Origin of the sequence: Desulfovibrio sp. (genome assembly GCF_034006445.1) — a bacterium.
GTDB lineage: Bacteria > Desulfobacterota > Desulfovibrionia > Desulfovibrionales > Desulfovibrionaceae > Desulfovibrio.
On the sequence record NZ_JAVESS010000004.1, the window covers coordinates 44,526 to 56,828 of the forward strand.

The window sequence follows — 12,303 nt, forward strand, 5'->3', positions numbered from 1 at the left end:
TGCCATGACGCTCTTTATCATAACCCTGCTCATCCTGGCGGCCGCAGCCGCCGGAACGGCACTGCTGGCTTTTTTGCCGCCAACGGCGGGCAATGGCCGCGCCGCCAACCTGCTGGGCTCCTGCGGAGCCGCAGCAGGTTGCGTGGCTGGCCTGTGCGCCCTGGCGTTTTCCCCCTGGAGCGAGGCTGTCTCGTTAAGCCTGCCATGGGGACTGCCCATAGGAGCCTGTACCCTGGGGCTTGACCCCCTGAGCAGGGTCTTCCTGCTGCCGGTCTTTGGGCTGGGTTTTGTATGCGCCATTTCCGGCGGCATTGCCCTGCGCCATGAGCAGTCGCAGGAGCACAACCTGGCAGCCCACTGGTTCTTCTATCTGCTGCTGCTTCTGGGCCTGGCGCTCGTCATGGCCGCACGCGATGCCGTGCTCTTCATGCTGTCGTGGGAGCTCATGTCTCTCGCGCCCTTTTTTCTCATCGACTTTAACGACGGCGACCGTAAGGTGCGCGACGCTTCATGGGTCTACCTTGTGGCGGCCCATCTTGGCGCGGTGGCCCTCATGGCCTTTTTTGTCCTGCTCTGGCAAAGCACGGGCACCACGTCCCTTGATGCCCTGCAAGGCGGCGGCGTCATGCTGGGAGTGGTGCGCGACGCTGGCCCCCACGTGCTGACGGCCCTTTTTGTGCTGGCTGTTCTGGGCTTTGGAGCCAAGATGGGCCTTGCGCCCATGCACGTCTGGCTTCCGGAAGCGCACCCGGCCGCCCCCAGTCACGTGTCTGCCCTGCTTTCGGGGGCCATGATCAACGCTGGCCTTTACGGCATCATCCGCAGCCTGGGCATGCTGGCCACTCCGGGCGCAGCCCCCGAATGGTGGGGCTGGGCCTTGTTGCTTGTGGGCCTGGGCACGGGCCTCATGGGTATTTTAAAAGCTCTGGGGCAGAGCAACCTCAAACGCCTGCTGGCCTATTCCAGCGTTGAAAACATGGGCCTCATGCTCATGGGCGTGGGTGCGAGCCTTATTGGCCTTTCCTGCGGCAACGCCTGGATTGCGACCCTGGGCCTGGCAGGCTGCCTCATGCACATGCTGAATCACGCAGGCTTCAAGGGGCTGCTTTTTCTGTGCGCGGGCGAAGTGCTGCACGCCACGGGCACGGTGCGTATGGGACTGCTCGGCGGATTACAGAAGCGCCTGCCGCTGCTGGGCGCGGCCTTTGCCCTCGGCGCGGCCGCCATTGCCTGTCTGCCGCCGCTCAATGGCTTTGCGGGCGAACTTGTGCTGGCGCTCTCCCTTCTGGACGGCCCCGCCCTTCCCGGCCTTGAACGCCAGGTAGGGCTTCTGCTGGCGCTGGTGGGCCTCGCCCTCATCAGCGGACTTGCGGCCGCCCTTTACGCCAAGGCTTACGGCATCACCTTTCTTGGCGAGCCCCGCACCGGTTTTGCGGCCAATGCGCGCCCTCTGGGCTGGAAGACCCTCTGGCCTCTGGCGCTGCCCGCCGCCGTCTGCGTGATTGGCGGGCTGGCGGCTCCGATGTTTTTTGACCTTGCCTCCATGACGGGCCTTGCCGCGCTGCCCATGCCCAACGACATGCAGGCCGCAGCCGCAGCAGGGCAGGATCAGGCACGCACCAGCCTCGCCATGGTGTCGCTGGTGTGTTCCATCGCCCTCGGGCTCTCCCTCGCGGGCATTATCCTGCGCAAAAGAATGCTCCGGCGGCGCAGCGTGACGTCCATGCCCACATGGGGCTGCGGCTACCAGGGCGGTTCGGCGCGCATCCAGTACACGGATGCCGGATTCTCCGAACCGCTGGGCAAAATTTTTGCGCCGGGCATGGGGCTTAACGTGCGCATGAACCTTGATTCCCGTCTGTTTCCCCAAAGCGGTTCCCTGAGCGTCTCTGCGCCGGACCGCCTGCGCAACGGCTTTTACACCCCCCTGTTCGAGGCTGTGGAACGCTTGTGCAATGCCTGCAAAATCATACAGCACGGCAAGATCCACCTCTATATCCTGTATATCCTCGCCACTGTGGTGGGCCTGCTTATCTGGGGGCTGAGCGCATGAAACAGGACATGGCCGTTTATGCCGCGCAGTTTGTTCTGGCGCTTGTTCTTGCCCCCCTGCTGCCCGGCATCATCAACCGGGTAAAGGCCAAGTTTGCGGGCAGGCACGGCAAGCCCATCCTGCAGACCTACTATGACCTTGCCAAACTCATGCGCAAGGGCGAGGTGGTCAGCCACACCACCACCTGGGTTTTCGCCTGCGGTTCCGCCGTGTCCCTGGCCGCGACCTTGTGCGCCATAGCCCTGCTGCCCCTGGGCGGGGCCACCTCGCCCCTGGCCTTCACCGGCGACTTTATTCTTGCGGCCTATCTGCTGGGCATGGGGCGCTTTGCCATCATGCTCTCCGCCATGGACACTGGCTCGGCCTTTGAAGGCATGGGCGCCAGCCGCGAGGCCACCTTTGCCGCCCTGGCCGAACCGCTTTTCTTTCTGGCGCTTCTGGTGCTCACCAGCGTGACGCTGGATATGGGGCGCGGCCCGCACACGGCCTTTTCGCTCTCATCCCTGTTTGGCGGGCAGATCGCCGGGGCATGGGCCATGGGCCGGGGCGAACTGCTGCTCCTGCCCTGCATCTTCTTTATTCTGCTGCTGGTGGAAAACTGCCGCATTCCCGTGGACGACCCCAACACGCACCTGGAACTGACCATGATCCACGAGGTCATGGTGCTGGATCACTCCGGCCCCAACCTGGCCATGGTCGTCTACGGGGCTGCCCTCAAGCTGTGGTTTTTCGCCGCGCTTATTGCCGGTCTCATGACCCCGGCCCTGCCTCTGTGGCAACAGGCAGCACTGCGTATTACCACGGTGCTGCTGCTGGCCGTTATCGTGGGCATTGTGGAATCTGTCATGGCCCGTCTGCGCATGGACCGCGTGCCCTTTCTGCTGGGCAGCGCGTCGGCCATGGCGGCCCTGGCCCTCATCCTGACCCAGGCGAGGTGAAAGCGTGGAAACCGCACTGCAAAGCTGCCTGTTTTTGCTCATGCTGAACAATCTGCTCATGCTGGGCTCAACACGGATCATGTGGCTCATACGCTTCACGGCCTTTCAGGGCATTCTGCTGGCTGGCATGCTGCTGACCATGGAACACGCCCTGCTGGCCGCCGCCGTGCTGCTCATCAAGGGGGCGCTCTTGCCAGGCCTGCTCTGGCGCACCCGTAACCGCCTGCATTCCCACCACCGCATGCGGCCCCGCATGCACGTGGCCGTCGGCGTACTGGCCGGCATGGGGGGGCTTGTGCTCTCCCTGTGGCTTGAAGCGCGGCTGTTCACCCTGCCCGCTCTTTTTCCGCCGCTGCTCTTGCCCACGGCCCTGACCACACTGTTTTGCGGACTTATCCTGGTGGTGGGGCGCACCACGGCCCTGGCCCAGGTCATCGGGTATCTGGTGGCGGAAAACGGCATCTTTCTGCTGGGCATGCCGCTCATGACCGCCGGAACCACGTGGTTTGAGCTTGCCCTGCTGCTGGACGTGTTTGTGGCTGTTTTCGTTATGGGCATTGCCATCAACCATATTGGCAATACCTTTGAATCCATTGACGTTGGCCGCTTTCGCAGCCTCAGGGATTGACGGCCATGCTGGAAGCCTTGCTTTTTCTTCCGCTTGGGGCGGGCTGCATCATCCTGCTCGGCACCAAGGCCATGTGCCGGGTTCTTCTGCCCCTGACCGCCCTCGGTCATACGGCTCTGGCCGCCTGGACGACGTATGCCGTCGGCACGGGAGCCGAACCCAGAGCCATGAACGGCCTGCTGGCCCCCGATCCGCTTGGAGCGCTTTTTCTCATGCTGGCCAGCCTGCTTTTTCTGGCGGCTTCCATATATGCGGTCTACTACCTGCGAGAGGAAGACCGGCTGGAAGTGCATGCGGACATCCACGGCGGCCCCGGCTTTACCAACGCGCCCCAGCGACGCCTTGCCGCCTGCCTGTGCTTTTTTCTTTCATCCATGACGCTTGTGACCACCACGCCCCATCTGGGCGCTTTGTGGGTGGGCATAGAAGGCACCACCCTTTCCAGTGCGCCGCTCATCTATTTTCACAGGCACCAGCGCTCACTTGAGGCCACGTGGAAGTACCTTATCATCTGCTCCGTGGGCATTGCCCTGGCCATGGTGGGCAACATTCTGCTTTCCGTGGCCTTCTACACGCCCGAAGGCATGACAGCCATGGTGGAAGGCATGGATCAGCTCGGCTGGTTTGTCAGCCACGCCCGTGCCGGTGAAGAAACCTGGCTCAAGGCGGCCTATATCTTTCTGCTGGTGGGCTATGGAACCAAGATGGGCCTGGCCCCCCTGCACAACTGGCTGCCCGACGCCCACAGTCAGGCTCCCTCACTGGTGTCTGCCCTGCTCTCCGGCGCACTGCTCAACTGCGCCCTGCTTGGCATTTTGCGCGGACACCAGATCATGCTGGCCGCCGGACTTGGCGGCTTCAGCGGCGGGCTGCTCAGCTTTTTCGGCCTGATCTCGCTTGTCACGGCAGCCATCTTCATTGTGGGGCAAGGGCACTACAAGCGCATGCTGGCCTACTCCAGCGTGGAACATATGGGCATTCTGGCCCTGGGCATAGGCGTGGGCGGCCTGGCCGTATCCGGAGCCATGCTGCACGCCGTCTGCCATTCGCTGACCAAGTGCATGCTCTTTCTGCTTTCCGGCAATATTCTGGCCCGCTACCACACCTTTTCCAGCTATGACGTCCGGGGCATGCGCTGGACCATGCCCATAACCGGAGCCTTATGGATGGCCGGTTTTCTGGCCGTGGCCGGTTCGCCGCCCTTCGGCATCTTCATCAGCGAATTCATCATCTTCAAGGGCATGCTGGCGGCGGACTCACCTCTGCTGGCCGCAGCCTATCTGCTGGCCCTTGCCGTGATTTTTGTCGGTCTTTCCGTGGCGGTTCTGCGCATGGTGCAGGGCAACCGCCCCACAGACATGCCCCAGACCCTGCGGGAACCGCTGCTGAGCGTGCTGCCGCCCCTGGTTCTGGGGCTGGCCGTGCTTACCCTTGGCTTGTGGATACCCGACTGGCTTTGGAATTTCTTGCGCAAGGGCGCTGCCCTCGTCGGCGGATAGGGCGTTTTACGAATGAAATGAGTTAAATGCTCTGCAAGGATTTTTCTGAAAATCCTTGCCACGAAATGCGAGTAGGCGGGCTTTTGCCTGCCGTACGCGAGCATTTCAAGTGTTAAATGCTCTAGGGCTTTTTGCCCTGAAAAGGGGTAGTTGGCCCAAGGCTGCATGCGTGTGTAACGCGCCGCAACAGGGCGTGGTTTTGCCGCAAATCGTATTTTGGCAGAATCACAACGCTGAAATGTGAAGCATTTCAAAGGTAATCTGGTCTGGGAGGATATCATGTCGTTCGACTACCGCGAGGCGGTTGATCTGAAAAGCCTGGCGCGCTTCTCCGTGACTGAACTGCGTGACCACCTGCGTCACGCCATGGCAGGCGGCTGGCGCGTGCTGGCCTTTTTCGGCATTCCCGACGAAGACGCGACACAAGCCGTGTCCGGCCAGCCTGCATCCGGCCAGCCTGCATCCGGACAGCCCGTGCCCGTCAGCCTGTGCTGCGTGCTGGCCCATGACGGCACGCGCCGTCTCATGGCCCGACGTACGCCGCCGGTGACGGCCTTTGTGTCGATGACGCCCGATTTGCCCCAACTGCACTACTTCGAACGCGAAATTTACGAACAATGGGGCGTGGAGCCCGTGGGACACCCCTGGCTCAAAAGCGTGCGGCGCACTCCCGACACCTTCGAGGCCCAGACGCGCAACGCTGCGGCTGCGGCTGGCGCCAATGTTTCGGGCGCCAATGCTTCTGGCACAGACGTTTCTGGCACAGACGTTTCTGGAGCAGACGCTTCAGGCGCAAATACGTTAGGTGCGGAATCCGCCGTCCCGCACGAAGCCGCGCCAGCGACTGCCCCGAAGGATACTGCAATCCCGACGTCCCCTGCCCAGCCCTACCCCTTTTACCGGGTTGAGGGCGTGGACGTGCATGAGGTGGCCGTCGGCCCTGTTCATGCGGGCATCATCGAGCCGGGGCATTTCCGTTTTCAATGCTATGGCGAAAATGTGCTGCATCTTGAAATTGCCCTGGGTTACCAGCACCGGGGGCTGGAGAACATGCTTGTTCACGGCCCTGCCGCCCGCCGCCTTCCCCTGCTGGAATGCGCAGCCGGAGATTCCACGGTGGCCCACGCCACAGCGCACTGCGTCGTGCTTGAGCGCATGAAAGGGCAGCAGCCTGACGAGCGCTCCCAGCTTGTGCGCCGTATCGGCCTTGAGCTGGAGCGTCTGGCCAACCATACGGGCGACCTTGGAGCCATTGCCGGGGACACGGGCTTTTTGCCCACAGCCTCCTGGAACGGCCGCATTCGCGGAGATTTTCTGAACATGACCGCCAGCCTGTGCGGCAACCGCTTCGGACGCGGCCTGCTGCGGCCCGGCGGCGTGGCCCATGACCTCAGCCCGCAGGAATGCGAGGATCTGCTCGGCCGCGTGCGGGCGGCCTGGCAGGGCGCGCGCGGCTCTGTGGACGTCATGCTGGATGCCGTGACCGTGCGCAACCGTCTTGCAGAAACCGGCTCGGTGGAGCCCGCCGTGGCCCGCGAACTGGGACTGGTGGGTGTAGCTGCCCGCGCCTGCGGTCTGGACGTGGACGCGCGCTTTCACATGCCCCTCAGCGACCTTTCCTGCGAGAATTGCGCCCCACGGCTGGAGATCACGGGGGACGTCATGGCGCGCACCTGCGTGCGCAGCCGCGAACTGGACGACAGCCTGAGGCTGCTTGAGCTTGACCTCACCCGTCTGGCGGCCCTGCCCTGTCAGCCCAATCAGCCCAGTCAAAAAGGCGAAACGCCCACCTGCGCCGCGTCCGCAGGCCATGCCACCCCGGCCCATGCGGCACCCGCACGAGCGACCCCGCCCCAAACGACCCCGGCGACGGCCGGGCACGAGTCCGGCGGCCCGGCCACCGACTTTACGGCCCTGCCGCCGCACACCCTCGCCGTGGCCCAGGTGGAAGGCTGGCGCGGCGAAGTCTGCCATGTGGCGCTTACCGATTCGCGGGGCCAGATACTTGTGTACAAGGTGATAGACCCCTCCTTCCACAACTGGACCGGGCTGGCCGTGGCCCTGCGCGGCAACCAGATTTCAGACTTTCCTCTCTGCAACAAGAGCTTCAACCTCTCTTATTGCGGGCACGACCTGTAAGGCTCTACCATGCTGCACATAATCAAGGAACGCATCCGCCAGAAATACCGCACGCTGGACTACCCCCGCCAGCAGCCCGTACTTTCGCCCAGATTTATGGGCAGGCCCAGCCTCACGCCCGTGAACTGCGGCGGCTGCACGGCCTGTTACGCGGCCTGCCCCACAGGAGCCCTGCTGCCCACCGAGGGCGCGCCCGACAGCACGCCCACCCTGGATATGGGGCGCTGCACCTTCTGCGGCGCGTGCCGCCAGGTTTGCCCCCAACAGGCCATAGCCTTTACCGGCGAGCACCGCATGGCGGTTTTCAGGCGTGAAGACCTGCTGGTGGTTCCCGGCCAGCCGGCCCCGCAGGCGGCCACACCTTCCACCCCCGGCAAATTCTCCCTCTTCCGGCGTTCGCTCAAGCTGCGCCAGGTCAGCGCCGCAGGCTGCAATGCCTGCGAGGCGGACTGCAATGTGCTTGGCACCCTGGTCTTCGACCTGCCGCGCTTTGGTATTGATTTTGTGGCCTCGCCACGCCACGCCGACGGCATTCTGGTAACAGGGCCTGTTTCTGAAAACATGCGCCTGGCTGTCATGGACACCTACGACGCCATACCCGAACCGCGCCTTGTGGCGGCGGTGGGGGCCTGCGCCATATCGGGCGGGCTTTTCCGCAACGGGCCGCAGTGCAACAACGGCATTACCGACATGCTGCCAGTGGACCTTTTTGTGCCCGGCTGCCCGCCCAACCCCTGGACCATCCTGGACGGCCTGCTGGCGCTGCGCAGGTAACACCCTGCCGCCACATGCTGTCAGCGTTGCCATCTTTGTGGGGGAGGGACCCTTTTGAAAAAGGGTCTCCTCCCCCACGCCCCCTCCCCCCAAAACCTTTATTCACAGTATTCCTGCCGACCTTGCCTACTTGCCGTCGCCCAGTTTGGAGAGCAGCGTCTTGCGGTTGATGCCCAGACGCCGCGCGGCTTCGCTCTTGTTGCCGCCGACCTGCTCAAGGGTATCCTGCACGGCCAGGCGCTCGATTTCTTCCAGCGTCATGTTGGCAAAGTCCAGCCTGGACGAACGCGGGCTTTCCTCTTCGGCATCGGCAATGGTGGGCGGCAGTTCGCGCTCGCTGATGTATTCCCCCACCAGCAGCACAACGGCGCGCTCCACGGCGTTTTCCAGTTCGCGCACGTTGCCGGGCCAGGTGTGCTTGACCAGCCTGTCCATGGCCGCAGGGGTGAAGCCCTTGACCATCTTGCCGTTGCGGTCGGCAAAAATCTTCATGAAGTGCATGGCCAGCAGGGGGATGTCCTCATGCCGGTCACGCAGGGGCGGCAATTGCAGGGAAACCACGTTGAGCCTGTAGTAAAGATCCTGCCGGAAGCGCCCCTCCTCCACCTCAAGGGCCAGATCCTTGTTGGTGGCGGCCAGGATGCGCACATCCACCTTGATGGTCTGATCGCCGCCCACACGTTGCAGTTCGCGCTCCTGAATGACGCGCAACAGCTTGACCTGCATGGACAAGGGAATCTCGCCAATTTCATCCAGAAAGATGGTGCCCTTGTTGGCTGCCAGAAAGCGCCCCTCACGGCGTTTTTCCGCTCCGGTAAAGGCCCCTTTTTCATGGCCGAACAGTTCGGATTCCAGCAGGGTTTCCGTCAGGGCCGCGCAGTTGACGGCCACATACGGCCCCTTGGCCCTGTTGCTGTTGGCGTGGATCAGCTTGGCGATGACCTCCTTGCCCGTGCCGGATTCACCGGTGATGAGCACCGTGGCCTCCGAGGCCGCAATGGCTGAAACCAGGCCCAGCACCTGGCGCATGGCAGGACTCTGGCCAATGACGTTGCGGGAATCCACGTTGGCGGCCAGTTCGTGACGCAGGGCGCGCACCTCGTCGCGCAGATTGGCGTGATCCAGCGCGCGCTCCAGCGCCAGCTTGAGGGCGTCAAAGGCCAGAGGCTTGGTGAGGTAGTCGTAGGCTCCGGCCTTGAGGGCTTCCACCGCGTTGGCCACATCGGAGTACGCCGTCATGATCAGCACGGGGATGGCGGGATTGTAGCTCTTGATGGCGCGGGTGGCCTCAATGCCGTTCATGCCCCCCATCCTCACGTCCATGAGGATGAGGTCAAAGGGGTTTTCCTGGCACATGGCCACGGCCTCTTCCCCATTGTCCACTGTAACGGGGTCATAGCCCCACTCTTCCAGCAGGGCCCGGAGCATTTCGCGGTGGTTGCGGTCGTCGTCCACCACCATCAGTCTGACAGCTGAAGTCGCACTCATGACAATATTCCTTGATCGTTCTGGTTGATAACCAGCGCAGGGTAACAATACTACTATTTATTCAAATGGTTGCGGCGCGCTTTTCACGGCTGGCGGCGTGCAGACAAAGTGCGCGCCCTTCACGGCTGGCGGCGTGCGGACAAACTGCTCCTGGGCCGTCACGCCGAAAAGGCTGCATCCCTGCCGCGAACAGGCAGCACAAGGATGAACTCCGTGCCGTGCCCCGGATCGGAATTGACGCTCACGCTGCCGCCGTGCCCTTCGACAATCTGGTAGACAATGGCCAGCCCAAGGCCCGTGCCCGAAGGCTTTGTGGTAAAATAGGGCGTAAAGATGGCCGCCTGAATGTCCCTGGGAATACCGGGGCCATTGTCGCGGACAGAAAGGCTGAAGCTTTGCCCGTCAGGCGACAGACGCGCGCCCACGTGCAGTTGCCCCCCCTCGCCCATGGCCTGCACGGCATTGAGAAAGAGGTTGAGCAAAGCCTGGGTGAGGCGTTCAACATTGACCCGTACCGGAGGCAGATCAGGGGCCACGTCAAGGGTGACCTGTATGTTTCTGGCGCGCACATCGGCTTCGGTCAGACGCAGTGCCCGGTTGATGATTTCGGCCAGATCGGCGTCCGTGGTGTTGATGGCTCCGGGCCGGGCGAATTCCAGCAGTTCGGAGACGACCCTGTCCAGCCTGTCCACTTCATCAATCATGCGCTGGGCGGCTTCCTCTTCACGGCCGCCGGGCAGCATGCGCTTGGCTATGTAGAGGGCCACGCCCTTGATGGTGCTCAAAGGATTGCGCACCTCGTGCGCCACACCGGCGGCCAGATGGCCCAGAGCCGACAGGCGGTCGTTGCGCTGCGCGTCTGCCTGCAGGCGTTTGACCTCGGTAATGTCGCGCAGAATAAACACATTGCCCAGAAAAACGCCGTCCTGATTGCGCATGCTGGCGGCACTGAGGCTGATGACCGCGCCCGCGCGTCCTGTGGTGAGGACGCATTCGCGCTCAAGCACCTTGCGGCCTCCGGCCAGTTCCGCCACCAGCGCCTTCCAGTCCAGACCCGGCAACCCGGTCAGAGGCGCGTACACGGCCGTATCCCGGACAAGGTCGAACATGCGCAGGGCAGTGTCGTTGACCATGGCCACCCTGCCCGAAGGATCGCTGGTCAGAAGGCCCAGAGGCAGATTGGCCACCACTTCTGAAGCCATGGCCCGCGAATCGCGCAGCATCTTGCGTGAATGGCGGTAATTCTGCGCCCAGAACAGGGAGACAAAGCCCGCAAGACCCAAAGCCGCCACCAGAGCCGCCGACATGGCGTTGTAGCGCAGATCCGCCGCCAGGGCCGCCTCAAAAGGTTTGAGATCAAGTCCTACCACGACCACGCCCTGTGGTTGCCGTGGCTGGCCCGGATGCAGTAGGGCAGATGGCCAGGGGTTGCCGTCGCCCCACATTCCGGCATGGGGCGGCGGTGGCCTCAAGCCCGGCTGCAGGCCGCCCGCAACGCCCGGCATGCCTGGCCCTGCGGCCTGAGGCTCTGGCTGGAACTGTGGCTCCATCCTTCTGGGCGACATGGGGCCATGGGGCATATCCACGCCCATCATGCCCCTGCTGCGGCCCATGTTGTGCTGCCCGTGCCCGCGCGTGGGCAATGGCATGGGGCGATCATCTTCCAGCGGCACAAAGGCCCGGTATACCTCAAAAACCTTTCTGTCGCCCCACTGGCGCAGACGCCATGCGGGCTTTTCCGTCACCTGCACCGCCGTGGGCATGATGATGGCCAAAGACTTTTCGCCCTGCTGCGCCTGCGCGGCAGCCCTGCCATCGCCGCCTGCTCCCGGCCCGGATGAAGAAATCTCGTCATTGCCCCGGCTTTTGTGGCGGGTGCGCACCGGCACGCTGTAGGCCAGCATTTCGCCCGCATTGTTGGCCACAGCCATAAAAACAATGCCGGGCTGCTTGGCTGTTTCCGCCAGCAGGGACTGCAGGCCGTCCGAATTGCCCAGGGGAGTGCACAAACCCGTGCGCGCGCCCGCCTCCAGAGCCCATATGAGGGCCTCGGCCCGGTCCAGAAGATTCTGTATCATATATGTCTTGCCGCGCTGGTTGCTGCGCACGGCAAGGGCTGAAATGGTCAGACCGAGAATGATGGCCATGCCCATAATCATCCAGGGCGAAAGCCCCAGATGCAGGGCGCGCACCCCTCTGACGGAAAATATTCTTGAAAATCTGCTCTTCATGGCCTGTCCTTGTGTGGCGGAATGACCCTATTATGTATTTTTTACCCATATGGTCAAGACCGCTGGTAAAAATTGGACACAGCCCTGACAATGTGGGTAAAAAATGGACACTTTCCATCTGGTCACAGTGTTGCCCTAAAACGGCCATAAAATAATAAACTAAATATTCCCAGATAATTATGAGGACTCGTACACTGTTGGCACGGGCTTTGCCTTATAGGGGGCAAGAGCGCGTGAAAACGCGCAAACAGGTGACAGCGCAACCCCGCCCCGATGCAGGGCGTGCCCGGTCTCACCGGGAGGATACATAATGCATGCTTGTAATTATCTGAATTTTTTCGGCTTCGGCTGGGGCGGCGGCTGGATAGGAATGCTTCTTGCGATTACGGTACTGGTTCTGGCGATATACTTTATCTTTCGCATCGTAGGACGCAAACCTTGCAACTTTGACCGCCGCGATACACTGAACATTTTGAAACGACGCCTCGCTTCCGGTGAAATATCGCAGGAAGAATACGAAAAGCTCAAAAACGTGATCTGATTTTCCTTCAAG

Annotated in this window: 9 protein-coding genes; 7 read left to right on the forward strand and 2 right to left on the reverse strand. The window is 62.5% G+C overall.

Features of this window, described 5'->3' with window-relative positions; genetic code table 11:
- Positions 1-4: 4 nt before the first annotated feature.
- From RBR41_RS06375 to RBR41_RS06400, 6 genes are all read left to right on the forward strand, one after another.
- A complete protein-coding gene (locus RBR41_RS06375; RefSeq protein ID WP_320351751.1) occupies positions 5-2,053 on the forward strand; it encodes a proton-conducting transporter membrane subunit in 2,049 nt (682 codons plus the stop codon).
- A complete protein-coding gene (locus RBR41_RS06380; RefSeq protein WP_320351752.1) occupies positions 2,050-2,991 on the forward strand; it encodes a respiratory chain complex I subunit 1 family protein in 942 nt (313 codons plus the stop codon). The genes RBR41_RS06375 and RBR41_RS06380 overlap by 4 nt, the downstream gene beginning before the upstream one ends.
- A 4-nt stretch (positions 2,992-2,995) precedes the next feature.
- On the forward strand, positions 2,996-3,619 hold the full coding sequence (locus tag RBR41_RS06385) for a hydrogenase-4 component E (protein ID WP_320351753.1): 624 nt from the start codon (positions 2,996-2,998) through the stop codon (positions 3,617-3,619).
- A 5-nt stretch (positions 3,620-3,624) separates the two neighbouring features.
- A complete protein-coding gene (locus RBR41_RS06390; RefSeq protein WP_320351754.1) occupies positions 3,625-5,118 on the forward strand; it encodes a proton-conducting transporter membrane subunit in 1,494 nt (497 codons plus the stop codon).
- Positions 5,119-5,397: 279 nt separating this feature from the next.
- Positions 5,398-7,257, forward strand: a complete 1,860-nt coding sequence (locus RBR41_RS06395) for a hydrogenase (RefSeq protein WP_320351755.1) — start codon at positions 5,398-5,400, stop codon at positions 7,255-7,257.
- A gap of 9 nt (positions 7,258-7,266) precedes the next feature.
- On the forward strand, positions 7,267-8,031 hold the full coding sequence (locus tag RBR41_RS06400) for a 4Fe-4S dicluster domain-containing protein (RefSeq protein ID WP_320351756.1): 765 nt from the start codon (positions 7,267-7,269) through the stop codon (positions 8,029-8,031).
- A 126-nt stretch (positions 8,032-8,157) separates the two neighbouring features.
- Here the strand turns inward: RBR41_RS06400 and RBR41_RS06405 are convergent, their stop codons facing one another.
- Both RBR41_RS06405 and RBR41_RS06410 read right to left on the reverse strand, forming a co-directional pair.
- On the reverse strand, positions 8,158-9,519 hold the full coding sequence (locus tag RBR41_RS06405) for a sigma-54 dependent transcriptional regulator (RefSeq protein WP_320351757.1): 1,362 nt from the start codon (positions 9,517-9,519) through the stop codon (positions 8,158-8,160).
- Positions 9,520-9,677: 158 nt separating this feature from the next.
- On the reverse strand, positions 9,678-11,750 hold the full coding sequence (locus tag RBR41_RS06410; protein WP_320351758.1) for an ATP-binding protein: 2,073 nt from the start codon (positions 11,748-11,750) through the stop codon (positions 9,678-9,680).
- Between the two features lie 310 nt (positions 11,751-12,060).
- Here RBR41_RS06410 and RBR41_RS06415 point away from each other — a divergent pair, with 310 nt between their 5' ends.
- A complete protein-coding gene (locus RBR41_RS06415) occupies positions 12,061-12,291 on the forward strand; it encodes an SHOCT domain-containing protein (RefSeq protein WP_320351759.1) in 231 nt (76 codons plus the stop codon).
- Positions 12,292-12,303 lie beyond the last annotated feature (12 nt).

Excerpts from the sequence above, each read along its gene's own strand:
- RBR41_RS06390 (WP_320351754.1), top strand. The coding sequence starts at position 3,625 with ATGCTGGAAGCCTTGCTTTTTCTTCCGCTTGGGGCGGGCTGCATCATC.
- RBR41_RS06395 (WP_320351755.1), top strand. The coding sequence starts at position 5,398 with ATGTCGTTCGACTACCGCGAGGCGGTTGATCTGAAAAGCCTGGCGCGC.
- RBR41_RS06380 (WP_320351752.1), top strand. The coding sequence starts at position 2,050 with ATGAAACAGGACATGGCCGTTTATGCCGCGCAGTTTGTTCTGGCGCTT.
- RBR41_RS06410 (WP_320351758.1), bottom strand. The coding sequence starts at position 11,750 with ATGAAGAGCAGATTTTCAAGAATATTTTCCGTCAGAGGGGTGCGCGCC.
- RBR41_RS06405 (WP_320351757.1), bottom strand. The coding sequence starts at position 9,519 with ATGAGTGCGACTTCAGCTGTCAGACTGATGGTGGTGGACGACGACCGC.
- RBR41_RS06415 (WP_320351759.1), top strand. The coding sequence starts at position 12,061 with ATGCATGCTTGTAATTATCTGAATTTTTTCGGCTTCGGCTGGGGCGGC.
- RBR41_RS06375 (WP_320351751.1), top strand. The coding sequence starts at position 5 with ATGACGCTCTTTATCATAACCCTGCTCATCCTGGCGGCCGCAGCCGCC.
- RBR41_RS06400 (WP_320351756.1), top strand. The coding sequence starts at position 7,267 with ATGCTGCACATAATCAAGGAACGCATCCGCCAGAAATACCGCACGCTG.